Source organism: Streptomyces sp. CRCS-T-1, from assembly GCF_024442335.1.
GTDB lineage: Bacteria > Actinomycetota > Actinomycetes > Streptomycetales > Streptomycetaceae > Streptomyces > Streptomyces koelreuteriae.
Window position 1 is genome coordinate 8,496,580 of sequence record NZ_CP101651.1, and the last position, 24,075, is coordinate 8,520,654.

Consider the following 24,075-nt stretch of genomic DNA (forward strand, 5'->3'; position numbering starts at 1 on the left):
CCCTACGAGCGGCTTTTGGCGCCCAGATCGCGCAGCCACCGCACGACGTCGTCGGCGTCGTGGGCGCGGGCGATGTCGAGCGGTGTCATGTCGTCGTAGCCGCACCAGTCCTGGTCGGCGCCGTGCTCGTGGAGATACCGCGCGGTGGGCAGATGCCCGCCGTGGCAGGCTCCCCAGAAGGCGCTGGTGATCTCCTCGGGCGACGGGGGATCCCCGGCCTCGACGTACCCCCTGACCCGGTCGAGCAGACCGAGCGTGGCGGCGTCCTGGAGGGTGGTGCGGGCGCCGTGCTCGATCAGCCGGTGAGCGGCGCGCCACTGGCCGAACGCGCGGGCGTCGGCGAGCGGCGTGCCCCCGGCGATCACCGCCCCGGGGGCCTCGATGTCGGCACCGGCGGCGATGAGCGCGTCCAGGACGGCCACGTCGTTGCTGCTGGCGGCCCAGTGCAGCGGAGTCTCCGCGTGCGCGCCGCCGAAGCGCGCGTCGGGATCGGCCCCGGCCGCGACCAGGGCGGCGACGACCTCGGGACCGCGGGGGAAATGGCCGGGCCAGTCAGTCGCGATGTGCAGCAGACTGCGGGTGCCCTTGCCGTCCTCGCCGTGCTCGGTGACACGCGCCGCGGCCAGACCGGGATGGTCCGCGAGCAACCGCCCGAGCCCCGGCAGATCCCCGTCCCGGATCGCCGCGGTGACCGCGACGGCCAGCGGATCCTGTGAAGTCAACGTCTGCAAACCGGCCTCCCGATCGCCGTACAGGGCCCCTCGATTCTGTACGACGACGCCCCCGCGCACCACGCTCCGTGCCCGTAGCACCCACCCGCGACGTCATGCCGACGACATGCCCGCAGGCCCCGCGAGGCGTAGCGTCCGGGTAAGAGCGGGAGGACAGCATGTCCGCGAGCAACGAGCCGCCCGGGGGCGCCGGGACGCTGGACGCCCTGGGGACGGCCCTGGCCGACACCGTGCGCGGAACCGGAGCCTCGATCGGCGGCCTGTACCTCATCGAGGAGGCCGAGCCCGTGCTGCGCCTGGTCGCGCTGTGCGGACTGCCGATCGCGTTCAGCGCCCCCTGGCAGCGACTGCCCCTGACCGCACCCGTCCCGGTCGCCGACGCGATCCACGACGACACCCTGGTCACCATCGCGAGCCAGGAGGAGATGGCCCGCCGCTACCCCCGCGCCGCCGCGGTCCTGCCCTACCCGTTCGCCCTGGCCGCCGTCCCGCTGACCGGTGTACGGCGCCGCTGGGGCGGCATCGTGCTGATGTGGCCCGCGGCGCGGCCGCGTGGCATCACGCCCCGCGTACGCGGTCACATCACCTCCAGCGCCCGCCGCATGGCCCGCCTGCTGGACGACGCCGCCGGGCCGCCCGAACTGCCCGACCAGCCGCGCGTCGTCCCCGTCGACGCCGCACACCACCCCGTGCAGACCGGCCTGGCCGCCGCCGACTACCTCGAACGCCTCCCCGAAGGCGCCCTGGCCCTCGACCTGGAGGGCCGCGTCACCTTCGCCACCGCCACCGCGGCCCACCTGCTCGGCCGCCCCGCCGACCGGCTGCTCGGCACCCGGCCCTGGCAGTCCCTGTCCTGGCTGGACGACCCCGTCTACGAGGACCACTACCGCACGGCGGTCGTCGGCCGCACTCCCGTGACGTTCACCGCGCTCCGCCCGCCCGGCCAGTGGCTCACCTTCCAGCTCTACCCGGACACCAGCGGCATCAGCGTCCGCGTCGTCCCGAGCGAAGAGGACGCCGAGACCCGGCCGCCCCCCGCGGCCGCCCGCAGCCCCGCCGCGGCACCGACGGGACGCCTCTACCAACTGGTGCACCTGGCCGCCGCGCTCACCGAGGCGGTCACCGTGCGCGACCTCGTCTCGCTGAGCGCCCACCAGATCCTGCCCGCCTTCGGCGCCCAGGGCCTCGTGCTCTCCGTCGCCGAGGCCGGACGTCTGAAGATCACCGGCTACCACGGCTACGCGGCCGACGTCATGGAACGCCTCGACGCCCTGTCGCTGGACACCGACCTCACCCCGGCCGGCCAGGTCCTCGCCAGCGGCACCCCCGCCTTCTTCGCCGGCCCGGCCGAGCTGGCCGCCAACTACCCAGGCGCCCCCCAGATCAGCGGCAAACAGGCCTGGGCCTTCCTGCCGCTGATCATCTCCGGCCGCCCGGTGGGCTGCTGCATCCTGTCCTACGACCAACCGCACACCTTCACCGCCGACGAACGCGCCGTCCTGACCTCCCTGTCCGGCCTCATCGCCCAGGCCCTCGACCGCGCCCGGCTCTACGACACCAAACACCGTCTCGTCCACGAACTGCAGCGCGCCCTGCTGCCCCGGGCCCTGCCGAACCTGTCCGGCCTCGACGTCGCCGCCCGCTATCTGCCCGCGGGCCACGGCATCGAGGTCGGCGGCGACTTCTTCGACCTTCTGCGCCTGGACGGGACGACCGCGGCCGCCGTCATCGGCGACGTGGAGGGCCACAGCATCGCCGCCGCCGCTCTCATGGGCCAGGTGCGCACCGCCATCCACGCGCACGCCACCGCGGGCGCCGCACCCGACGAGGTCCTCGTGCGCACCAACCGGCTCCTGGCCGACCTCGATTCCGAACTGCTCGTCTCCTGCCTCTACGCCCATCTCGACCTGGCCCGCCACCGGGTGGCCTTCGCCAGCGCGGGACACGTGCCGCCGCTGCTGCGTCACCTCAGCCGCCCCGCGTCGGTCCTCGACGTCGAGCCCGGACCGCTGCTGGGCATCGACACCGGCGGCCACTACCCGGTCACCACCGCGCCCCTGCTCCCCGGCACCACCCTCGCCCTGTACACCGACGGCCTGGTCGAGCTCCCCGGCACCGACGCCACCCGGACCACGTCCGACCTCGCCGGGCAGCTGGACACCGGCGACGGCCGCGACCTGGAACGGCTCATCGACCGGCTCGTCCAGCACACGACGCCCACCGGACAGCACACCGACGACATCGCGGTGCTCCTGCTGCGCGCGTACGGCCCCGACGGCCACCGGGCCTGAGGACACCGCCCGCAGTGCTCCGGTCAGCCCTGCGGCGGATCCACGCGGACGCGCCGGGCGACATCGCGCAGCTTGATGTTGTGGTTCTGCGAGATCCGCCGCAGTACGCCGAAGGCCTCGTCCTCGCTCAGCCGGTGGCGTTCCATGAGGATCCCCATGGCCTCTCCGACGGCGTGCCGGGTCTCCAGGGCGTGCTCGAGCTGGTCGACGGTACGGGCGGAGTCCAGTGCCACGGCGGCATGGGAGGCGAGCAGCCAGCCCGCGGCCTCGATGTCCTTGCCGAAGGCCCCCGGGCGGCGCGAGTAGAGGTTCAGCGCGCCGAAGTCCTCCTGCTCGGTGTAGAGCAGCACACCGGTCATGCTGCCGATCCCCAGCTCGCGGGCCGCCCGGGAGAACCGCGGCCAGGACGGCTGCGGCGTGGTCATGTCGGCGATACGGAACAGCCGCTCGCCGTCCACCCGGCGGGCGGCGTCGAAGCACGGCCCCTCGCCCAGCTCGCCCTGCAGCCGGTCGGACTCCTCGACCATGTCGCCGCACACGGCCAGCGTCACGGCCCGGCCCTTGGACACCGTCAGGATCCCCGCCGCGTCACAGCCCTCGACGAGCTTCACCGCCGAAGCGGCGATCTCGTCCAGCGTCGCCCGCACAGAGTCCTGGGCCACCAGATCCCGGGCGAGCTGCGCCATCTGCTCGGCATACCGCTGCCACTCCACGGCCACCACCGCCTCACTCCCCGGTCCCGCCCACCGTACTCCGGGCCCGACCGCCCGGCCGCGCACCGGCGGGCCCACGGGTGACACCGCGAGAGACCGTCCCCCCGGCGCCCGGGGCGGGCGTCGCGATGTCGGGGTCGCGGGCGACGGCTCCGGAGACCCGGCCTGAAGAGGCTGAGGACTCAGCCCCATGACTCACCGCCCTGACGGCCTCGCCCAGCAGCCCGGCCCGTCAGCGATACGCCGTCAGCAGGAGGGCCACGTCGTCCGGTCGTTCGGGCGCGCGGCGGGCCGTTCTCACCAGGCGGTCGGCGAGATGCTCCACCGAGTCCGCCGGGGGGCCGGCCAGGGCGCGGCGGACCTCCTCGATCCCCGTCTCGATGTCGCTGCCGGGCTGCTCCACGAGCCCGTCGGTGTACAGGGCGAGGACGCTGCCGGGGGCGAGCGTGAGCGCGGTGACGGGATAGACCGAGTCGGGCTGCACCCCCAGCATGACCCCGCCCACCAGGTCCAGCGTCTCGGCGTGCCCGTCGGGGTGGCGCAGCAGCGGCGGGGGATGGCCGGCCCGCACGGCGAGCGCGCGCCCGGTGCGCGGGTCGAGTTCGATGTAGCAGCAGGTGGCGAAGGCGTCCGACTCCAGCTCGGCCAGCAGCCGGTTGGTGTGGGTGATGACCTCCTGCGGCGGCCGCTCGCTCGCGGCGAAGGCGTGCACGGCACTGCGCAACTGGCCCATCACCGCGGCCGCGCCGACACTGTGGCCCTCCACGTCCCCGATCACCAGGGCCACGCCACGCCCCGTCGTGATCACGTCGTACCAGTCGCCGCCGATGGCCATGCCCTGGGTGCCGGGCAGATAGCGGCCGGTGGTGCGCAGCCCCTCGACGGCCGGCAGCCGGTGCGGCAGCAGCCCCTCCTGCAGGCCGCGGGCGACGGCGGACTCGGAGTCGTAGAGCCGCGCCCGCTCCATCGCCTGGGCGGCCAGCCCGCTCAGCGCGGTGAGGGCGGAGCGCTCGTCGGCGGTGAACCGGTGCGGGGCGTCCCAGCCGAGGATGCAGGAGCCGACGGAATGACCGGAGGCGATCAGCGGCAGGAACGACCAGGAGTGCATCCGGTCCAGGGCGATGCCCGGATAGGCGATCGAGAGGTCCTCGGGCGACTCGAAGAAGAGCGGCAGCCGCGTGGTCAGCGCGTGCACGCCGGGCAATTGCCTGTCGAGGGCGACCCCCTCGAACTGGGTGAGGAAGCCCTCCGGATAGCCCGACTCCCACTGCAGATACATCCGGCCCTCGCGGACGGTGTACAGGGCGAGTTCCCGCGCGCCGAACGCGGGCAGCAACTGCTCGGACACGGCCCGGCACACGTCCTGCACGGTGACCGCCTCGGTGAGCACGCTCGCCATCTGCACCACGTGGTACAGCGCCCCGGCCCGCGCCGCCGCGACCGGCCCGGGCGGCGGCGCCACGGCCCCGGTGCCCGGCACGGGACCGGCGGAGGTCCCGGCCTCGCGCGCCGCCTCGCCTCCGGTGGGCGGGCCGGTCCGATGGACCCGGCCGGTCAGCCCGTGCACATCCGGGTACAGCACGAAGCTCAGCCAGTTCCCCGCCGGATGCCGCACGAGGAAGGACACCTGCTCCTGCGACAGCATCGCCGCCCGGTAGCGGTCCTCGTACGCGGGATCCCGGAGCCAGGTGATCACCTCCCACGGATAGCGGCCGAGGAGCTCTTCCCGGCCGGCGCCGAGCAACTCCTCGCAGCGGCGGTTGGCATAGGTCAGACGGCCGTCCTGGTCCAGGGAGAACAGCCCGTCGGGCAGCCGCTCCGCGGCCTCGGCGGCGGTGAGCCGGCCGGCCGCGTCGACGAGGGCGCCCACCAGGATCCGGTCGGAGCCGGTGCCGCCGCCCACGAGATGGCCCCACAGCTCGACGGGCCGGTAGCTGATCTCCTCGCCGCCGACGGATTCGTCCCGGACCCGCAGGTGACGGGACCTGATCCGGCCGTGCGTCAGCGCGTCCTGCCGGCTCGCCCGCAGTTCGTGCAGATCGTCCGGGCTGACCCGGGCCTCGACGGCCGCGATGGTGCCGTCGAAGTCCGCCCGGGCGATGCCGAGGAGCGCGAGGGCCTCGTCGTCCGGCGCGCACCGGCCGCTGTCCAGGTCCCAGTCGAGCAGCCCGACCCGCACGGGGTGCGCGGCGACCGTGGGCAGCCGCACGCTGACGGGTTCGTCGTCGTACTCCACCCGGTACGCGCCGGAGCCCGGTCCCGACCGGCGGGCGGCGAGGCGGGCGAGGCGCTCCTCCATGTCCCGACCGGCGGGACGCAGCGCGCGATCCACCGCCTCCGCGTCGATCGGCGACCGGGCCGCCGAGCGCAGCACGACCAGCACGCCCACCGCTTCCCCGCCGGCCCGGACGGGCTGGTAGGCGGAGCCGAAGGAGTACGGCAGCCCGGCGGTGAAGTGCGGGAAGCGCACCATGGTGACGCGCTCGTCCGGCAGCCACAGCGGCTCGTCGCTCCGGTAGGCCTCGGCCATGGGCAGCGCCCCGCCCATGGGCACCCGCCACCACGCCCTGAGCAGCGACCGGGGCACCCCGGTGACCAGGGCCAGCACCAGCGAGCGCCGGTCGCGTGAGCGCAGATAGACCAGGCCGCCGTACCCGCCGAGGTCCCGCACGGCCGCGGTCAGCGGAGCGGTGAGGGCGTCCTCGATCCGGCCGTCGCCCCCGTCCCGGCCCGGTCCGCCGGGTGACCGGGGCCCGTCCGGTACGGCGGCTGCCTCATCCATCTCGCGTCCTCCCGGTACGGACGCACCGGACACCAATCGCTCCCCCTCAGGATGTGCCATGGTCGGCACTCCGGCGCGGCAAGCGCAACCTTTCGGTCGTCACGGTCGTCTCACCCGATATCACCAGCACACGAGCCTCGGGGGCGGAAAATGGTACGAATCAGAACAGCATGCGCGACTCTCGCGCTCGTCGGCGCCACGGTGGGCGTCGCGGCGGTCCCGGCCGGCGCGGCTCCGGCCGCCACCCCGCAGGCGGCCCGGGCCGCGGCCTGCCCGACCGGCTGGGGAAGCCTCGCCAAGACCGACACCAGCGCCACACTCGCGCCGGTCAAGGACATCAGGACCGGCCGTCACGCCTGCTTCGACCGGATGGTCGTCGACCTGCCCGGCGCGGGCGGCGACGTCGGCTACTCCGTGCGCTATGTCGACCGGCTCCACCAGGACGGATCGGGCCGCCACATTCCCGTGACCGGCGCAGCCGTCCTCGAGGTGCGGGTCTTCGCGCCCGCCTACGACCCGGAGACCGGCGCCGCCACGTATCCCGGCCGGGTGGCGCGCCCGCTGCCGGGCGTGGACCTCACCGGCTACAGCACCTTCCGGGACACCCGCTTCGCCGGCAGCTTCGAAGGGGAGACCCAGGTCGGACTCGGTCTGCGCGCCCGGCTGCCCTTCCGGGTCCTGCAGCTGGACGACCGTCTCATCGTGGACGTGGCCCACAGCTGGACCGCCACGCGGTGACGGCACCACGCGCCCGGTTCTCCTGAGCCGGGCGCGGACGTCTCTCACCGTCCCCGCACACGCCCCAGCTCCGCCAGGGTCCGTGCCGCGGCACCGGCCAGCCGGGGCCGGTTGCGTACGAAGCGGCGGGCGGCCCGGGCGGGCTCCCGGCCCAGCCAGTGGACGGCACCGCCCGGCACGGGCCGTACCACCGCCCCCTCGTACACCCGCAGGTCACGGGTCTTGAGCGACTCCTTGTAGCGGGCGGGGCCGCTGCCCAGGTCCACCGTCCCGACACCGTCGGCCGCCGCGGCCTCCAGCATCCTGAGCTGCAGCACCAGACCGGGGGAGTACTTGGCGTAGGCGCGGTCGTACGCCGGGAACCACCAGGACAGCACCGTGCGCGAGCGCAGACCGAAGTGCGCGGCCACGGGCCGGTCCGCGGCGTAGAGCACGGACAGCACCCCACGGCACTCCGGTTCCTCGCTCTCCCCGAGCAGCGTCACCAGCCGGGTGATCCACTCTTGCGCGAACCGGTCGCGCCGGCCGGTCCGCCGGTACTGCGCCGACTTCCAGTCCATCAGCGCCCGCAGAGCGTCCGGGTCCTGGGCGTCGTAGGCGAACCGCACCTCGCCGACCTGCCGGGCCAGCTTGCGCTCCTTGGCCAGGGTCTGTCTGAGGAAGCTCGGCGACTTCGCCCGCAGCCGCTCCCGGTACCGCTCGAAACCCTCGTCGATGTCGACGACCGGGGAGGCGAGTTCCTCCGCCGCGTGCGGCACGAACAGCCCCTGGCCGGCTTCGAGGTTGTCGAACTCCCAGGACGACAGCGCGCAGGACCGCAGCAGCCCGCGGGCGTCGAGCCGGATCCCGGGCCGCAGTACGGCCCCCTGACTGTCGGACACCCCGAGCCCGATGGCCCGGCCCTGCCCCAAGGGTCCCCTCTCGTAGGGGAAGAACCCGACCGGGGAGTCGTCGTCGAGCAGCACCGCCACTCTCGCTCCCGGCCTGACCCGCCCCACCAGGATGGTGAACGCCGGGTCGAGAAAGGGATTCGCGGGGGCCGCGGACTCCGTCCGTATCTCCCGCCACATCTTCTGGTCGTTCGGGCCCAGTTCGTCCGGCCGCAGAACGAGAACACGCTTTCCAGGCAACTCCGCCTCCTGTGTCATCGGCATGGGGACACACGAAGGCCTGTACATCGCCGCGAATCGGCACCAGGCAGTACGCAGGCCGCACGGCGCAGGCCCTTTGTCGGTACTGCCGTCGCTCAGCAGCGGAACGTCTGCAGCTCCACCGTGTCCGGGGCGGACACGACCGTCCCCGTACACCGGCTCGTCCCCGCCGCCCGGAGGTCCGTACCGCCCCGGTCCACCACGGGCGTCCCGGTCACCGCCGCGCTCGCCCCGGCCGGGCCGGCGGCCCTCGGTGTCCGTGCAGCCAGGTGCCTCAGCGACGGCTCCGCCTCGCACGGACAGGGATCTCCGGCTCCTTCGGCCTCGGGCGTCGAAGCCGCACCGGTCGCCCGTGTCTCCACGGCTGCCGTGACCGCGGCCCCCGCCGTGCGCTCGCCCTGCGCGGGCCCCGGGGCGGCGAGCTGCAGCACCAGCAGGCAGGCCACCAGGCCCACCACCGCCGCCCATCGTCGCCGCACCATCAGACCCCCCGACACGGCCGCTGCGCCTACCAGTAGGCCGAGCGCATCTCGCCCGCGTCAAGCCCTTGTGGGCCGATTCGCCCCGCTCGGCCAGTTGCTGCCGAAATCCAACGGAAAGCGCTGCCGCACCCTTCGCGGGATCGGGTCAGCCGCTGCCGCCGGGCAGGCTCAGCACCTCGCCCGCCTTTGGCGCCCGGATACCGAGGGGCTCGTCGAAGGCGCTGAACGAGGTGGTGGTGTGCTGCGCACCGTTCTTGTAGACGGTCTTGAGGAGGTAGGGCTCGCCTTCCTCGGCCACGTAGAAGGTGTACGTCCCCTTCTTGTCCGCCTTGTCGGTCACGATCAGCTCGACGGCCTTCGTGCCCCCGACCCGGGTGGATCCGCCCTTCTTCGCCGTGCCGAACGACTCGAAGGGCCGTTCGCACGAGGTGAGACCGTCACCCGAACCGGCCGGGTCCACCGGCGTCTTCACCCAGAGCTTCTGCTCGCCCGTGGCACCCGGGATCTTCTTCCACTCCTGCAGGTAGGCCCGGTTCGGCCGGACGTAGTCGGTCTCGCCCAGCCGGATCTGTTCCAGGGCGGCGCCTCCGCTCATCTCGGTCTTCGACCTGCACCGGCTGACCAGGTCGGTCACGAGACGGCTGGTGACGGTGGCGCCGCTCGTCGTGCGGTTGGTGATGTCGACGGTGACGGAGTCCAGCTTCCGCATCGTCGCGTTGGCCTCGTCGAGGAGGTCGCCCGCGGACCTGTCCTCGCCGGAGCCGCCGGATCCGCACCCGGCGAGGGCGGCGCCCGCCAGCAGGCACGCGAGCGCGGTCGTCGTCACGGTAGCCATGGCCCGCACGGAGCCCCCCAGATGTTCGTGTCGGCCGATGATCAGCACGGGAGCCTACCCGTCCGCCGGTGCGCCCGGCGGACAGGCCGGATTCACGCTCCGGAACCGGTCTCCCGGACCAACTCGATCGCTCGGCCCAGGGTGTCGAGCCGGTCGTCCAGGGTCTCCCCGGCCGGGTAGAGACGGACCGTGTCCACCCCGGCGTCCCGCCAGACCCGCAGCCGCCGTCGCACCATCTCCTCGGTGCCGATGAGCGTGGTGGCCAGCACCATCTCGTCGGTGACGAGACCGGCCGCGCCGTCCCGGTCGCCCGCCTGCCAGCGCTCCCGTACCTCGGCCGCGACCTCGGCCCAGCCCTGACGGCCGTAGGCCCGGTTGTAGAAGTTGGTCGAGGCGGAACCCATGCCGCCCAGGCTGAAGGCGAGTTCCTTCCTCCGGTCCGCGATCATGGGGCCGAGTTCCTCCTCGTCCCGCGCGAACGCGACCTCGGCGCCCTGGCAGACGTCGAACCCGGCACGTGCACGGCCGGCGGCGGCCAGCCCCTCGTCCAGCGGAGCGAAGTAGGCCTCCGCCGCGCCCTCCGGTACGAAGCTGGTGCCGAGCCAGCCGTCCGCGACCTGGCCGGTCAGCCGCAGCATCGCGGGCGACAGCGCGGCCAGGTAGACGGGCACGGGGTGCTCGGCCCGCATCGACAGACGCATCGGCACCGCCTCCCCGCCCGGCAGCGGAATCCTGAACTCCGAGCCCGAATGGGAGATCTTGCCGCCCGCGACCACCTGCCGCACGATCTCCACCGTCTCGCGCGTCCGGGCCAGCGGACGGGCGAACGGCACCCCGTGCAGGCCCTCCATCACCTGCGGTCCGGACGGACCCAGACCCAGCAGGAAACGCCCGCCGGAGAGATTGGACAGGGTGATCGCCGCCTGGGCGAGGGCCACCGGTGTGCGCGTGCCGACCTGCATGACCGCGGAGCCCAGCAGCATCCGCTCCGTACGGGCCGCGTAGAAGCCCAGGGCGGACGGGGCGTCCGATCCCCACGCCTCGGCCACCCAGCAGACGTCGAGCCCCAGTTTCTCCGCCTCGACGACGAAGTCGGCCTGCCGGGACCAGGAGCCGAGAGCCGCCGCCTCGACGGTCGTCGCCGTGCGCATCACGCCTCCGCCCGCTGCCTGATGTGCTCCAGCGTGGCGGTCATGCCCCGCTCGAACTCCCGCAGTCTCACGAACACGATCTTCTGCTCCTTCTCCGGCATGGCGTCGATCGCGACGGAGAGGCCGGAGCGCCCCGGCCCCATCCGCATCCACTGCGACAGTTCGGTGCCGCCGTCCCGGGGCTCGAGCCCGAACCGCCAGACGGCGCTGGGCTCGGCCGGATCCCCGACCGCCCAGGCGAACACCCGCTCCGGGTCGCAGGCGACAACCGTGGAGGTCGTCTCCCACTCACCGAACGACTCGTGCCTGCTCCGGCCGGTGAACCGCGCCCCGACGGCCGGACCGGCGGCTCCGTCGGCCCACCCCGCCCACTGCAACTCCTCACTCAGGTCCGGCATCCGCGTCACATCCGACACCAGCGCCCACACTCTCCCCGGCGGCGCCGCGATCCAGGTCGTCACCTCGACCGTCGGTTGGTCCGCGTACCGCGCGCCCGTCCACTCCATCGCGTGCCGGCCTCCTCGTCGACAGGGGTTGTGGGCAGCAGAGTTGCGTAATAAGACTCACTAGGTCAAGAGGGCGCGGGTGTCCGTCTCCCCAACGGGCGGTGAAGGTCGGTGCCGACGTGCCCCGGTGCGCGGAAGCATGCGCGCCGGGCCGCGTACGCTACCGATGGCTCCGCCCCGGGGATCTTCACGTCTGACGTGCCCGCCGGTGGGGAGTCATCAGGGGACGGCAGTGGCCGAGCCGATCCGTCGGCGGGCACCGAGATGCACGGCCGGGCGCGGTCGCGAGGGTGCGCCCGGGCCGTGCCTTCGAGCGGAGGAACGAGATGGGATCGGCGATGGGCGAGCGGGATCACCGCCGGCAGAGATGGGCGGCCAGGGGAGCCCTGGCCGCGGTCGCGCTGGCGGCGCTGCTGCCCCTCGTCTCCGGCGGTCTGAAGGGACTGCTGCTGCTTCTGGCCGGTATCGCGGGACTCGCCCTGACCGCGGCGGCGCTCTGGTGGGTCCTGTCCCGCCGCGGACCGGCACGCATGGCGGCGGCCGTCCTGGCCCTCGTCGCCCCCGTCGGCGTCATCGTCCTCTTCGCGGCCGCCAATCTGATCTGGGTGGTCTTCGCCTCGCTGCTGCTGTGGTGTGTCGCGGTCTGGAGCGGCCGCTACGCCCTGCGCAGCACGGGGCTGCGGCCGGTACGGGCCAAGGAGTACCGCACACCGCCGCCGCGACGCCCCTTCCTCCTGCTCAACCCGCGCTCCGGCGGCGGCAAGGTCGAGAAGTTCTCCCTCAAGGAGAAGGCCGAGGAGCTGGGCGCCCGGGTCGTCCTGCTCGACCCGGAGCACCACCAGGACGTCACCGAACTGGCCAAGGCCGCCGTGGCCGACGGGGCCGACCTCCTGGGCGTCGCGGGCGGCGACGGCACACAGGCGATGGTCGCCGCCGTCGCGGCGGAACACGGCCTGCCGTTCCTCGTCATCTCGGCCGGCACCCGCAACCACTTCGCCATGGACCTGGGCCTGGACCGGGACGACCCGTCCACCTGCCTCGACGCCCTCACGGACGGGGTCGAACTCCGCGTCGACCTCGGCTTCGCCGACGACCGCCCCTTCGTCAACAACGCCTCGTTCGGCGTCTACGGGGCCGTCGTCCAGAGCCCCGGCTACCGCGACGACAAGGTGGGCGCCGCGCTGGAGCGGCTGCCCGAGCTGCTCACGCGGCAGAGCGGCCCGCGGCTGACGGCGACCGCCGACGGCACCACCATCGCCGACCCGCAGGCCGTCCTGGTGAGCAACAACGCCTACCGGATGGACGACCCGTTCGGCTTCGGCCGGCGCGAGCGGCTCAACTCCGGGAAGCTGGGCGTGCTCGCCGTCCGCGTGGACAGCGCCGTGGAAGCGGCCGAGCTCCTGCTGTCCCCGCGGCCGGAAGGCCTCACCGTGCTCACCGCCCAGCACGTCGTCGTCCACTCCGACGAACCGCATCTCGAAGTCGGCCTCGACGGCGAGGCGCTCACCCTTCCGGCCCCCGTCCACTGCCGCATCGCACGCCGGGCCCTGCGCGTCCGGGTGCCCCGCAACCGCCCCGGGGTCCCCGAGGCGCCCCCGCGCCTGGACTGGCGCCGGCTCCGCAAGCTGGCGGCCGCGGTCGGCCGTACGGCCGCGCCCACGCGTTCCCGGCGGTCCTGAGCCCGATAGGCGCGAGGTCCCCCATGCCGCTTCCGGCATGGGGGACCTCGCGTACGCGCTCCAGCGGGCTACGCGCCCTTCGGGCCCGCCTGCTGCACGACCTCGAAGGACCACAGGTTCGAGTCGCTCGCGGCCGGCTTGGGCCGCTCGCCGCCCTCGCCGCCGCCCTGGTGCGCGGCCTTCATCGGCCCCTCCATCCAGGCCTGGAACGACGCCTCGTCACGCCACCGCGTGTAGACGAGGTAGGTGTCGGTGCCCTCCACCGGGCGGAGGAGCTCGAACCACTCGAACCCGTCGGAGCTCTCCACGGTGTGCGCGCGGGAGGCGAACCGCTTCTCCAGCGTCTCCCGCTGCTCGGCGGGCACGGTCAGCACATTGATCTTGACTACGCTCATGGCCCCATCTTGCCCGATGGCACCTCCGAGCCGACCGGGACCTGCACCTCCGGGAGGTTTTGAACGCGTTCAAATATGGGCTAGGGTCGATCCCACACGTCGAGGGGGAGGCCTTCATGAAGATCGTGATACCCGGCGGGACCGGACAGGTCGGCACGGTCCTGAAGCGCGCGCTGGGCGCCGCCGGACATGACGTCGTGGTGTTGAGCAGGCACCCCGCACCGGGCGAAGTGCACTGGGACGGTGCGACCCTGGGGCCCTGGTGCGAGGAGATCGACGGCAGCGACGTCGTCGTCAACCTGGCCGGCCGGAGCGTGAGCTGCCGCTACACCCCGGCCAACCTCCGCGAGATGATGGACTCGCGGGTCGACTCCGCCCGGGTCGTGGGTGAGGCCATCGCCAAGGCCGCCCGGCCGCCCCGGGTCTGGCTCCAGATGAGCACCGCGACGATCTACGCCCACCGCTTCGACGCGCCCAACGACGAGGCGACCGGCGTCATCGGCGGAGCCGAACCCGGCATCCCCGGCTACTGGGCCTACAGCGTCGACATCGCCAAGGCCTGGGAGCGGGAGCAGGAGAGGGCCGACACGCCGGACACCCGGAAGGTGGCCATGCGCGCCGCCATGGTGATGAGCCCGGACCGGGGCGGTGTCTTCGACGTCCTGCTGCGGCTGGCCCGGCTCGGCCTCGGCGGCCCGGTCGCCGGCGGCGCGCAGTACGTGTCCTGGATCCACGACCAGGACTTCGTCCGGGCGGTGGAGTTCCTCGTCGCCCGCGACGACATCACGGGCCCGGTCAATCTCGCCGCTCCCACGCCCCTGCCGCAGCGCGCCTTCATGCGCGCCCTGCGCGGCGCCTGGGGCATGCCGGTGGGCCTGCCCGCGACCCGCTGGATGGCCGAGCTCGGCGCGTTCGGGCTGCGCTCGGACACCGAACTGCTGCTGAAGAGCCGCCGTGTCGTCCCCGGCCGCCTGCTCGAAGCGGGCTTCACCTTCGAGCGCCCCGGCTGGCCGGAGGCCGCGGACGACCTCGTACGCCGGGTCCGCGGCCGCGACCTGAGCTGAGCTGGTGTCAGCTCGGCCCCTCGCCCTGCCCCAGGGCCTTGCCTGTCATGTCTCAGGTGTGGTGCGACCCAAGTGCCCGAATCGGATATGAACACACTTGCCGGTACGAGCAGTTGGTCATCGGGAGGTTCCGTGACGCGGCCCGTCCGGGCGCCGGGGCCGGTCAGCGGCGGCCGCGGAGCTTACCCAGCAGGCGCTGGGCCTGCGCCCGCTTGCGGGGGTCGGCCGCGGCCCGCCGTGCCTGCTCGACGGCCCGCCGCCCCTGCGGACTCCGGGCGAACTGCTTGATGCGATCCAGGATGTTGGCCATGAGGCACCTTCCACTCGTGTTCTGACGTGCTTGTTGTCTGTAGCCCGCCTACCCCCGTGACGTGGTGCTCAGCCCTCGCCGGCCCAGACGGTGCGCGACCGAACGTGTTTGCCGACGGAGCAAGAGGCAAGTCGGTGTCCATGACTGAACAGAACAAGCGCACGAATCAGAAGCCGACCACCATCCGGGCCACGGAGTCCAAGGCGCGGGGCGCGGCGGACAAGGCGACCGCGCCGGCGTCCCAGGCGGCCAAGCGTACGGCGGCCAAGGCCGATGAGGCGGGGTCCGCCCTCAAGGCCGGCGCCGAGCGCTCCGCCGAGGCGACGACGGCGGCCATGCAGACCGCCGCCAAGGGCGTCGAGGTCGGCCGCCAGGCGGTCGTCACGGCCTCCGGCCACGTCGCGGCCACGGCCAAGACGGCCTGGACGGTCATCGCCCACCGCAAGCTCGTCGCCGCGGGCGTCGGAGCCGGTCTGACCGCCCTGAGCGCCGCGTCGTACGCGGTGGGACGCCGCGCGGAACGCGGCGGCCACGGCCCCGTCACCCGGTTCACCGGCGGACGGATCTGACCACGGCGAGGGCGTTCGACGGGACGGCCACGAGGAGGACAGGCGGCGCCGCGCATCACCGGACTTCCCGGTGGTCCGCAGCGCCGCCTCCTTGTGGTCCGTAGCAGCTCACGAACTCCGCGGTGTCCTCTTCTCGTGGCTTGGCCCACATCCGGCCCTCGATGTGGTGTCCCCCTCGCGCGGCACCGCCCTGACGAGGAAGGATGAGACCGCAAGCGAAGGATCAACCCATGCGGAGGAGCGGGCCCATGCAGCACGAGCGAGCGGGCGATCCGGCCGGTTTCGAGGATCTCGTCGATGTGGCCCGGCTGGTGACCGCGTACTACGCGCTCCGCCCCGACCTGGACGACCCGGGGCAGCGTGTCACGTTCGGCACCTCGGGACACCGCGGATCGTCCCTGGCGAGCGCGTTCAACGACGACCACATCGCCGCGACCAGCCAGGCCATCTGCGAGTACCGCGCCGGGCAGGGCATCGACGGGCCGCTCTTCCTGGGCGCCGACACCCACGCCCTGTCGGAACCCGCGCGCGTCACCGCCCTGGAGGTGTTCGCCGCCAACGACGTGACGGTGCTGATCGACGACGCGGACGGCTACACACCGACCCCGGCCGTCTCGCACGCCATCCTCGCGCACAACCGCGGCCGCACCACGGGTCTCGCGGACGGCGTCGTGGTCACGCCCTCCCACAACCCGCCCGCCGACGGAGGGTTCAAGTACAACCCGCCCAGCGGCGGCCCCGCCGCCTCCGACGCCACCTCCTGGATCCAGGACCGGGCCAACGACATCATCCGGGGCGGCCTGAAGGACGTACGGCGCATCCCGTACGCCCGGGCCCTCGCCGCCCCCACCACCGGCCGCTACGACTTCCTCGGCACCTACGTCGCCGACCTGCCCGGCGTGCTCGACCTGGACGCGATCCGGGCGGCCGGGGTGCGGATCGGGGCGGACCCGTTGGGCGGGGCGTCCGTCGCCTACTGGGGCCGCATCGCCGAACAGCACGGCATCGACCTCACCGTGGTCAACCCGCACACCGACCCCACCTGGCGGTTCATGACGCTGGACTGGGACGGCAAGATCCGCATGGACTGCTCGTCGCCGTACGCGATGGCCTCGCTCATCGAGCAGCGCGACCGCTTCCAGATCTCCACCGGCAACGACGCCGACGCCGACCGGCACGGCATCGTCACCCCGGACGCGGGCCTGATGAACCCCAACCACTACCTGGCCGTCGCCATCTCCTACCTGTACGCCCACCGCGACCGCTGGCCGGCCACCACCGGCATCGGCAAGACCCTGGTTTCCTCCGCCATGATCGACCGCGTCGCCGCCGACCTCGGCCGCGAACTGGTCGAGGTGCCCGTCGGGTTCAAGTGGTTCGTGGACGGGCTGGCCGGCGGCACCATCGGCTTCGGCGGGGAGGAGTCGGCCGGGGCCTCCTTCCTGCGCCGGGACGGCTCCGTGTGGACCACCGACAAGGACGGCATCATCCTGGCGCTGCTCGCCTCCGAGATCACGGCCGTCACCGGCAGGACCCCGTCGGAGCACTACGCCACGCTGGCCGCCCGCTTCGGCGAGCCCGCCTACGCCCGGATCGACGCCCCGGCGACCCGCGAGGAGAAGGCACTGCTCGCGAAACTCTCCCCGGCCCAGGTCAGCGCGGACACCCTGGCCGGCGACGCGGTCACCGCCGTCCTCACCGAGGCCCCGGGCAACGGCGCCCCCATCGGCGGCATCAAGGTGACCACGGACAACGCCTGGTTCGCGGCCCGCCCCTCGGGCACCGAGGACGTCTACAAGATCTACGCCGAGTCCTTCCTCGGCCCCGACCATCTCGGCCGGGTCCAGGAGGAGGCCAAGAGCGTGGTGCTCACGGCGCTGTCGGGCTGAGCACCCCCGCCACACGGCCCGGGCCACGACGACCTGGCCCGGGCCGCGTGGGCCACCGGTTCGTCCTGGTGGGCCGCGATACAGGACACTGGGAGCAGTTCCGATCCGGGAAGGACCGACACGTGATCATCTTCGGCACCAAGGGGTACCTCTACCAGCTCGCGATACTGACGCTGGTGTGCGCCCAGTGCGGCAACCCTGCCGCGCACACGCTCAGGAAGCGCGTCACGAAGTTCACGCTGTTCTTCGTGCCGCTGTTCCCGATCTCGACGAAGTACCTGACGCAGTGCACCTTCTGCGGCGCGGAACAGAAGGTGACCAAGGAGCAGGCGGACCAACTGCAGACGCAGAGCGCGGGCGGCCAGGGCGGCCAGGCGTACGGGAACCAGGAGCAGCAGCAACACCGGTTCTAGGCACCGACGGCACAGATCCGTGTGGTAATCCCAAGATCTCGGGTACCCGCCCCGCCACGGGCCCGGACCGGTGAAGCGGGTCGACGGGCCTCCTGCAGTCGACCAGTGAGAACGGAGGCATACCGAGATGAGCACCATCAAGGAAACCGTGGAAGTCGACGTTCCCGTCCACACCGCCTACAACCAGTGGACGCAGTTCGAGGAGTTCCCGAACTTCATGGAGGGCGTCGAGGAGGTCAGGCAACTGGACGACCGCCACAACCACTGGACAACCAAGATCAGCGGGGTGCGGCGCGAGTTCGATACCGAGATCGTCGACCAGCTGGCCGACGAGCGCGTCACCTGGCGCACGACCAGCGGTGACGTCGATCAGAGGGGCTCTGTCCGCTTCGAGCGCGTCGACGACACCCACACCAGGGTCGAGCTGGTGATGGACATCCAGCCCAGCGGAGCCGCGGAGAAGGCGGCGGACATGACGGGCACGATCGACCGCCGGGTCAAGGGCGACATGAAGCGCTTCAAGCAGTTCATCGAGGAGCGCGGAACCGAGTCCGGCGCCTGGCGCGGCCGCATCCAGCCCGGCGGCGCCGGCCCCGCCCTCTGACCTTCCCGCTCCGCCACGAAGGACCCGGCCTCCACAGCGCAGGCCGGGTCCTTCCGTGTCCGCGCACGCGGAGAGAAGGTGATGATTCGGCCATCGTTATGACATGCACCTGTCCATCTGGGTCTCCTGGTGGCACGCTGCCCTCTGACTGTCCGCAGTGACACCCCTGCCTGACCGGGCGGACGGTTCCCCGCCGCCCGGCCCCCGCAGCAGAAGGAGACCGCGTGATAGGCAGACCCCGCAGCCTTCGCCCGTCCGGCGGCACCACCCGCGCTCGCCACACCGTCCTCGGCACACTCGCCGGCATCGCCGCACTCCTGGCGACCGGTGTCACCACCGCACCCGCGAGCGCCGCGCCCGAACCCGGAGCCGTGGCACCCTCGGCGCAGGAACGGGCCCTCGACTTCTGGACCCCGCAGCGGATGCGCGCGGCCACCCCGCTCGACACCCTGTCCGTGGACCCCTCCGACGTACGGGCCCCCGCGCCGCGCAAGGGCAAGGCGACCGTCGTGGCACCCAGCGCACCCGCCTCCGACGTCGGACCCCTGGCCATCCCGCACGGCGGCGGCCCCTGGTCCGGCGGGGGAGCGGTGGTCAAGACCGCGGGGCGGGTGTTCTTCACCTACCAGGGGCGCACCGCCTCCTGCTCCGGCAACGCCGTCACCAGCGCCAACAAGAGCACCGTCCTCACCGCCGGGCACTGCGTGAAGATGCAGGGGGCCTGGCACACCAACTGGGTGTTCGTGCCCGGCTATCACGACGGCCAGCGCCCGTACGGCACCTGGGCCGCGTCGAAGACCCTGTCCACGCCGCAGTGGACGGCCAGTGAGGACATCAACCACGACATCGGCGCGGCCGTCGTCGCCCCGCTGGACGGAAAGAACCTGACCGATGTCGTCGGCGGCCAGGGGCTGGCCTTCAACACGGGCTACAACAAGCCCATGTACTCCTTCGGATTCCCGGCCGCCGCCCCCTACGACGGCGAGAAGTTCATCTACTGCAGCGGAACCACCTTCCGCGACTTCCTGTTCTCCAGCGACCACGGTCTGACCTGCAACATGACCGGAGGCTCCAGCGGAGGCCCGTGGTTCACCCAGTTCGACGAGGCCTCCGGCACCGGCCTGCAGTCCTCGGTGAACAGCTTCAAGTACAACTTCCTGCCGAACGCCATGTACGGCCCGTACTTCGGCGCGGACGCGCAGAACCTGTACCAGAGCGCCCAGTCGTCCTGAACCACCGCACCAGCCGGGAGCCGGGCCCTCCACCGCCGAACCGCGGGAGGAGGCCCCGGCTCCCGGCGTCGGTATCAGGAGCCCGCCCGAGCGAAACCGGCCATGAGCGTTCCCCCGACGTCGTCGAACTCCCGCACCGCTTCGGCGAGTGTGCTTGTCAGCTCCAGCCGAACCGACGGTCCACCACCGCGGTGAACTCGTCCAGGGTCAGCACCGCGTCCCCGTTCTGGTCGGCGGTGTCGAACAGCGCGGAGGACGCGTCGACGTCCTGCACTCCCCAGAACGGCAGGACGCCGGAGGCCGCCAGAGACGGTCCGTTCGTCCGCAGAGCGACGATGACCTCCACCCGGGTGAGAACCCCGTCATGGTCGAGGTCTAGGGCCTCGAACAGTCTGCGGGCCTTGTCACTCATCCTTGTCCCCATCCACAAGTCGGGCAGGCCGGCGAATCCAATCCCGCTCACCGGGGAGGACGCCTCGCGGGGTGACCGGGTTGCCCCGCGACCGGCACCACAACCATTGTCCCGCTCGCAGGTCTTCCTCCTCGGAGGTGTCCATGGGGGCGGACCAGCAGATCGCGTTCTTCCTGCGTGAGACGGCGGCGGCGGACCCGGAGCGGCGCACGGCGGCGGTGAAAGGGCTGGGGAGGACGGGCGGGGCCGCATACGTTCGCGTCCTCGTCGCCGCGGCCGACGACCCCGCCCCCTCGGTGCGCGCGGCCGCCGCCCTGGCCCTGGGCCGACTCGGTGTCCCCGGGGCGGGCGGTGAGGTGCTGCCCCTGCTCATGGACGACGAGAACCCGGGCGTACGGCGCAGGGCGTCGGTCGCCGCCACCCGGCTGGGACTCCGGGGACCTGTGGTCACGGAGGCCTTCGCACGGAGGCTGTCCGACCCGGAACACCACGTGCGGATCAACGCCCTGGAAGGGCTGGCCGCACTGGGCGCACCTGGGGATGCCACGGCCCTGGTCGGGCTGCTCGGCGACCCGGACCCCGCCGTGTGGGGACGGGCCCGGACCCTGGTGTACCGGTGGAAGGACGACGCGGCGGTGCGGGCGGCAGTGATCCGCACCGCCCGGCAGGGCGCGGGCGCCGCCCGCGCGGGGGCCCTGGACGCGCTGCCGAAGGGCTGCTCCGAGCAGCTCCTGGACTCCTTGCTCACGGGCCTCGGCGACCCGTCCCCCGAGGTGCGCATCGCCGTGGCCCGGCGGCTGTTCGACATGCCAGCGCCGTGGACACAGGACGCACTGGCCGTGGCACTACGGACCGAGCGGGATCCCGAGGCCGCCGCACGGCTGCTGTGCGGCCTCGGACGGCTCGGCGACGAGCGGGTGATCGGACCGGCGGTGCGGTGGCTGCGCGATCCCCAGGCCGGAGCGTCCGCCGCGCATGCCCTGGGCGCTGTGGACACGGGAACGGCCGCCGCGCACCTGCGCACGGCCCTGACCGACGAGACGTACCCCGCCCGCACTCGGGCCGCGGCGGCCACAGCCGTAGGAGCCGGGGCCCGATGGGACGCCGTGTGGCTCCTGCTGTCGCTCCTGGACGATCCCGACGACGACATACGCGCGGGCGTGATCGACGGACTGGACGCACTCGTCGACAACGGGCTCCGCCTCTGGGAGCGCCACCCCGTGGCCTGGGCCCTGGTCGAGCGACTGGAGGCCGGCGGGAAGCACACCTGGCGCACCCGCAACGCCCTCGACGGCCTCACCCAGGCCCTGCCCGCCGTACGGCGCCTCGCGGACGAAGCCCCGTCCGCCGAGGTCCGGGCCGCGGCCCTCTCGCTCCTCGCCACGGACGACGACACCGACGGGACCGACGAGCACACCCGCCACGACGTCCGACGCTTCCTGCGCGGCCTGGACGACCCGCACGAAGCGGTCCGCTACGAGGCCGTCCTCGGTCTCGAACGCCGGGTGACGGCGACCGGGGCGCTGCCACCCGGAAGCGAGGAGGCGCACACCCGGCTCACCGCCCTCACCGCGGACGCGTCCCCACGGCTGCGCCAGGCCGCCACCAGACTCGTCGAGACGCTGGGCTCCGGCCCACAGCCCTGAACCAGCACCCCGTCACTCCGCGCATCCCTCGCACCGGCGATTCTCGGACCCCTGCCGCCGTACGCAGTGTGCCATCCGCCCCGCCGGGCCACACTGGATCCCGTGCGGCTGGTGATCATGACGGCGGGATCGCGCGGCGACGTAGCGCCGTACACCGGGTTGGGCGCGGCGCTGGCGCGCGGCGGGCACGAGGTCACGCTCGTCACCCACGCCCTGTTCGAGCCGCTGACCGCCGGCTCCGGGGTGCGCTTCCACCCGACCCCGGTCGACCCGCACGCCGAGTTGCACTCCGAGCGCGGCCGCGGCCTGCACACCAGCACCACGGGGCTCGGCAAACTGCTGCGCGTCGTCTCGATGGCCCGGTCGGCGGCCGAGGAGATGACCGACGACCTCGTCCGGGCGGCACGAGGCGCCGACGCCGTGCTGGCCGCCGGAGCCGTGGCCCCCCTGGGCCGCGCCATCGCCGAGGGCCTGACCCTGCCCAGCCTCGGACTGTTCCTCCAACCCCAGCACCCGACAAGGGAGTTCGGGGCACCCATGCTCGGCGGACGCTCCCTCGGCACCGTGGGCAACCACCTGGGCGGACTGGCCGTCACCACCGCCGTCGACCAGGTCTTCACCCGGGCCCTGCGCCGACTGCACACCCGGCACGGCATGACCCTCCCCGGCCTCACCGCGATCCGCCGGGCCCATGAGCGGGCGCGCTGGCCGGTGCTGCACGGCTTCAGCGAGGCGGTCGTGCCCCGGCCACGGGACTGGCGGCCCGGGCTGGAGATCGCCGGGTACTGGTGGCCGTACGACACCCGGACCCTGCCCCCGGAGGTGGAGGAGTTCCTCGCCGCCGGGCCCGCCCCCGTCTTCGTCGGTCTGGGCAGCGCCACCGTGCCGGACCCGGAGCGCCTGAGCGGCGAGATCGTGCGCGCCCTGCGCGCGGCCGGACTGCGCGGCATCATCCAGCAGGGCTGGGCGGGCCTGGCCGCCCGCACCGACGACATGATCACCGTCGGCGATGTGCCGCACGCGTCGCTCTTTCCCCGGACGGCCGCCGTCGTCCACCATGCCGGAGCCGGGACCACCGCCGCCGTCCTGCGCGCGGGTGTCCCGGCCGTGCCGGTGCCGGTGCAGTTCGACGCCGGTTTCTGGGCGGCCCGTCTCGTCGCGCTGGGCACCGCCCCCTGCGCCGTCCCGCTGCGCCGCCTCACCGCCGGCGCGCTCGCCCCCGCCCTGCGCCGGGCCGTGGGCGACCCGGCGCACCGCGACCGTGCCCAGGACGTGGCGCGCCGCCTGGCCGAGGAGGACGGTGTGGCACCCGTCCTGGCGGCACTCGACCGACTCGCGAAGTGAGCCGCGACCGGGCGCCGCGACTCATGACAGCGGCACTGTCGACCCCCTGATCACCACCCGGCAGGGCAGGGTCTCGATCCCGGAGCGACGCGTACCGCCGGAGATCGCCGTGAACAGGGCGTGCGCGGCGGCCCGTCCGACCTGTTCGAGGTTCATGTCGACACTGGTCAGCGGTGGGCGGGACGCGGACGTCAGGACCCGCCAGTTGTCGAAGCCCATGACCGCCACATCCTCCGGCACCCGCCGCCCGCGCTCGCGCAGCACGTCGATGACGCCCCGGGCGATCTGGTCGCTGCCGCACAGCACCGCGTCCACCTCCGGGTGCTGGTCCAGCAGCATCGCTGTGGCAGCCCGCCCCCAGCCCTCCGACCAAGCCCCGAACCGCGGCTCGCCCACCAGGGTCAGCCCCGCGCCGCCTAGCGCGGCCCGGGCACCCTCGGCACGCTCCTGCGCCGCGGCGTACCCGGGGTCGCCGGTGATGTGCGCGATCCGGGTGCGGCCGCAGGCCAGCAGGTGCTCCACGGCGATCCGGCCCGCGCCGACGCTGTCCGGGACGATGGACAGATCCTCCGGATTCTCCGACGGCGCGTACGCGTATACCACGGGGACCGGCAACTCCCGTCCCAGGGACGGACGCGGGTCGGTCCGGCTGCCGACCACGATGAGACCGTCGACCCGGCGGCCCAGCAGCGCGCGGACATGGTGCTGCTCGCGGATCGCGTCCCCGCGGGCATCGCACAGGAACACCGCGACCTCGCCCGCTCCGAACGCGTCCTCGGCGCCCATCAGTATCGGGATGCTGAACCGGCCCTCCAGGTCGCTGGTCAGCAGACCCACGGTGCCCGTCCGGCCGGCCAGCAGCCCCCGGGCCACCTGATTGGGACGGAACGCGAGGCGCTCGGCCGCCTCGATCACGCGTGTCCTGGTCTCCGCCCGCACCTGGCTGCGGCCGTTGAGGGCCTTGGACGCCGTGGCGATCGACACGCCCGCCAGCCGGGCGACATCGCTGAGGGTGGCGGGCTGCGAACGCGAGGGGCCGGTGGCCTGTGCCATGGGTCTTCTCCTGTCTCGCGTCGTCTGCCGACGCCGTCGAGGGCACCCCGAACAGTACGCGGAAATTTTCGGTCCTGTGCTGGTC

The 24,075-nt window shown here is 73.2% G+C and carries 23 protein-coding genes; 11 read left to right on the plus strand and 12 right to left on the minus strand.

Annotated elements, in window-relative coordinates:
* Positions 1 to 2 precede the first annotated feature (2 nt).
* Positions 3 to 731, minus strand: coding sequence for an ankyrin repeat domain-containing protein (locus NNW99_RS39020; RefSeq protein WP_215124035.1), 729 nt, complete (start codon positions 729 to 731; stop codon positions 3 to 5).
* Between the two features lie 158 nt (positions 732 to 889).
* Here NNW99_RS39020 and NNW99_RS38470 point away from each other — a divergent pair, with 158 nt between their 5' ends.
* Positions 890 to 3,022, plus strand: a complete 2,133-nt coding sequence (locus NNW99_RS38470; protein WP_215124036.1) for a SpoIIE family protein phosphatase — start codon at positions 890 to 892, stop codon at positions 3,020 to 3,022.
* 23 nt (positions 3,023 to 3,045) lie between these two features.
* Here NNW99_RS38470 and NNW99_RS38475 read toward each other — a convergent pair whose 3' ends face one another.
* Both NNW99_RS38475 and NNW99_RS38480 read right to left on the minus strand, forming a co-directional pair.
* Positions 3,046 to 3,708: an ANTAR domain-containing protein gene (locus NNW99_RS38475; RefSeq protein WP_370869219.1), complete on the minus strand. Its 663-nt coding sequence runs from the start codon at positions 3,706 to 3,708 to the stop codon at positions 3,046 to 3,048.
* Between the two features lie 259 nt (positions 3,709 to 3,967).
* Entirely contained in the window at positions 3,968 to 6,517 is a 2,550-nt protein-coding gene (locus tag NNW99_RS38480) for a SpoIIE family protein phosphatase (protein ID WP_215124037.1), read from the minus strand.
* A 150-nt stretch (positions 6,518 to 6,667) separates the two neighbouring features.
* On the opposite strand from NNW99_RS38480, the gene NNW99_RS38485 reads away from it, so the two are divergent.
* Complete coding sequence (locus NNW99_RS38485) at positions 6,668 to 7,255, plus strand: hypothetical protein (RefSeq protein ID WP_215124038.1); 588 nt, start codon at positions 6,668 to 6,670, stop codon at positions 7,253 to 7,255.
* 44 nt (positions 7,256 to 7,299) lie between these two features.
* Here the strand turns inward: NNW99_RS38485 and NNW99_RS38490 are convergent, their stop codons facing one another.
* The 5 genes from NNW99_RS38490 to NNW99_RS38510 form a co-directional block, all read right to left on the minus strand.
* Positions 7,300 to 8,403 carry a GNAT family N-acetyltransferase gene (locus tag NNW99_RS38490; RefSeq protein ID WP_215124612.1) on the minus strand — a complete coding sequence of 368 codons (1,104 nt, stop codon included), beginning with the start codon at positions 8,401 to 8,403 and terminating at the stop codon, positions 7,300 to 7,302.
* A gap of 98 nt (positions 8,404 to 8,501) precedes the next feature.
* Positions 8,502 to 8,888, minus strand: a complete 387-nt coding sequence (locus tag NNW99_RS38495; protein WP_251058051.1) for a hypothetical protein — start codon at positions 8,886 to 8,888, stop codon at positions 8,502 to 8,504.
* A gap of 145 nt (positions 8,889 to 9,033) precedes the next feature.
* Positions 9,034 to 9,723 carry a hypothetical protein gene (locus tag NNW99_RS38500; RefSeq protein ID WP_215124039.1) on the minus strand — a complete coding sequence of 230 codons (690 nt, stop codon included), beginning with the start codon at positions 9,721 to 9,723 and terminating at the stop codon, positions 9,034 to 9,036.
* A gap of 92 nt (positions 9,724 to 9,815) precedes the next feature.
* The gene (locus tag NNW99_RS38505; protein ID WP_215124040.1) at positions 9,816 to 10,874 is read right to left on the minus strand and encodes an LLM class flavin-dependent oxidoreductase; all 1,059 of its coding nucleotides are present in this window, start codon (positions 10,872 to 10,874) and stop codon (positions 9,816 to 9,818) included.
* Positions 10,874 to 11,380 carry an SRPBCC family protein gene (locus NNW99_RS38510; RefSeq protein WP_215124041.1) on the minus strand — a complete coding sequence of 169 codons (507 nt, stop codon included), beginning with the start codon at positions 11,378 to 11,380 and terminating at the stop codon, positions 10,874 to 10,876. The genes NNW99_RS38505 and NNW99_RS38510 overlap by 1 nt, the downstream gene beginning before the upstream one ends.
* A 326-nt stretch (positions 11,381 to 11,706) precedes the next feature.
* Between NNW99_RS38510 and NNW99_RS38515 the strand changes: the two genes are divergently transcribed.
* Positions 11,707 to 13,059, plus strand: coding sequence for a diacylglycerol kinase family protein (locus NNW99_RS38515; protein ID WP_215124042.1), 1,353 nt, complete (start codon positions 11,707 to 11,709; stop codon positions 13,057 to 13,059).
* 68 nt (positions 13,060 to 13,127) lie between these two features.
* Here NNW99_RS38515 and NNW99_RS38520 read toward each other — a convergent pair whose 3' ends face one another.
* Positions 13,128 to 13,454, minus strand: coding sequence for an antibiotic biosynthesis monooxygenase (locus NNW99_RS38520; RefSeq protein WP_215124043.1), 327 nt, complete (start codon positions 13,452 to 13,454; stop codon positions 13,128 to 13,130).
* 116 nt (positions 13,455 to 13,570) lie between these two features.
* Between NNW99_RS38520 and NNW99_RS38525 the strand changes: the two genes are divergently transcribed.
* Positions 13,571 to 14,518, plus strand: coding sequence for a DUF1731 domain-containing protein (locus tag NNW99_RS38525; RefSeq protein WP_215124044.1), 948 nt, complete (start codon positions 13,571 to 13,573; stop codon positions 14,516 to 14,518).
* Between the two features lie 163 nt (positions 14,519 to 14,681).
* Here NNW99_RS38525 and NNW99_RS38530 read toward each other — a convergent pair whose 3' ends face one another.
* On the minus strand, positions 14,682 to 14,828 hold the full coding sequence (locus tag NNW99_RS38530) for a hypothetical protein (RefSeq protein ID WP_193482844.1): 147 nt from the start codon (positions 14,826 to 14,828) through the stop codon (positions 14,682 to 14,684).
* Positions 14,829 to 14,968: 140 nt separating this feature from the next.
* Here NNW99_RS38530 and NNW99_RS38535 point away from each other — a divergent pair, with 140 nt between their 5' ends.
* The 5 genes from NNW99_RS38535 to NNW99_RS38555 all read left to right on the plus strand — a co-directional run bounded on the left by NNW99_RS38535 (position 14,969) and on the right by NNW99_RS38555 (position 19,535).
* Entirely contained in the window at positions 14,969 to 15,397 is a 429-nt protein-coding gene (locus NNW99_RS38535; RefSeq protein ID WP_215124045.1) for a hypothetical protein, read from the plus strand.
* 248 nt (positions 15,398 to 15,645) lie between these two features.
* A complete protein-coding gene (gene pgm / locus NNW99_RS38540) occupies positions 15,646 to 17,286 on the plus strand; it encodes a phosphoglucomutase (alpha-D-glucose-1,6-bisphosphate-dependent) (RefSeq protein ID WP_215124046.1) in 1,641 nt (546 codons plus the stop codon).
* 122 nt (positions 17,287 to 17,408) lie between these two features.
* Positions 17,409 to 17,699 (plus strand): zinc-ribbon domain-containing protein, encoded by a 291-nt coding sequence (locus NNW99_RS38545; protein ID WP_215124047.1) that lies wholly within the window; start codon positions 17,409 to 17,411, stop codon positions 17,697 to 17,699.
* A gap of 127 nt (positions 17,700 to 17,826) precedes the next feature.
* The gene (locus tag NNW99_RS38550; protein WP_215124048.1) at positions 17,827 to 18,303 is read left to right on the plus strand and encodes an SRPBCC family protein; all 477 of its coding nucleotides are present in this window, start codon (positions 17,827 to 17,829) and stop codon (positions 18,301 to 18,303) included.
* 224 nt (positions 18,304 to 18,527) lie between these two features.
* A complete protein-coding gene (locus tag NNW99_RS38555) occupies positions 18,528 to 19,535 on the plus strand; it encodes a serine protease (protein WP_215124049.1) in 1,008 nt (335 codons plus the stop codon).
* A 157-nt stretch (positions 19,536 to 19,692) separates the two neighbouring features.
* Here NNW99_RS38555 and NNW99_RS38560 read toward each other — a convergent pair whose 3' ends face one another.
* Positions 19,693 to 19,947, minus strand: a complete 255-nt coding sequence (locus NNW99_RS38560) for an EF-hand domain-containing protein (protein WP_215124050.1) — start codon at positions 19,945 to 19,947, stop codon at positions 19,693 to 19,695.
* 143 nt (positions 19,948 to 20,090) lie between these two features.
* Here NNW99_RS38560 and NNW99_RS38565 point away from each other — a divergent pair, with 143 nt between their 5' ends.
* Both NNW99_RS38565 and NNW99_RS38570 read left to right on the plus strand, forming a co-directional pair.
* Complete coding sequence (locus tag NNW99_RS38565; protein WP_215124051.1) at positions 20,091 to 21,593, plus strand: HEAT repeat domain-containing protein; 1,503 nt, start codon at positions 20,091 to 20,093, stop codon at positions 21,591 to 21,593.
* A gap of 102 nt (positions 21,594 to 21,695) precedes the next feature.
* A complete protein-coding gene (locus NNW99_RS38570; protein WP_251058052.1) occupies positions 21,696 to 22,937 on the plus strand; it encodes a glycosyltransferase in 1,242 nt (413 codons plus the stop codon).
* A 21-nt stretch (positions 22,938 to 22,958) separates the two neighbouring features.
* Here the strand turns inward: NNW99_RS38570 and NNW99_RS38575 are convergent, their stop codons facing one another.
* Positions 22,959 to 23,990 carry a LacI family DNA-binding transcriptional regulator gene (locus NNW99_RS38575; RefSeq protein WP_215124052.1) on the minus strand — a complete coding sequence of 344 codons (1,032 nt, stop codon included), beginning with the start codon at positions 23,988 to 23,990 and terminating at the stop codon, positions 22,959 to 22,961.
* Positions 23,991 to 24,075: the final 85 nt, after the last annotated feature.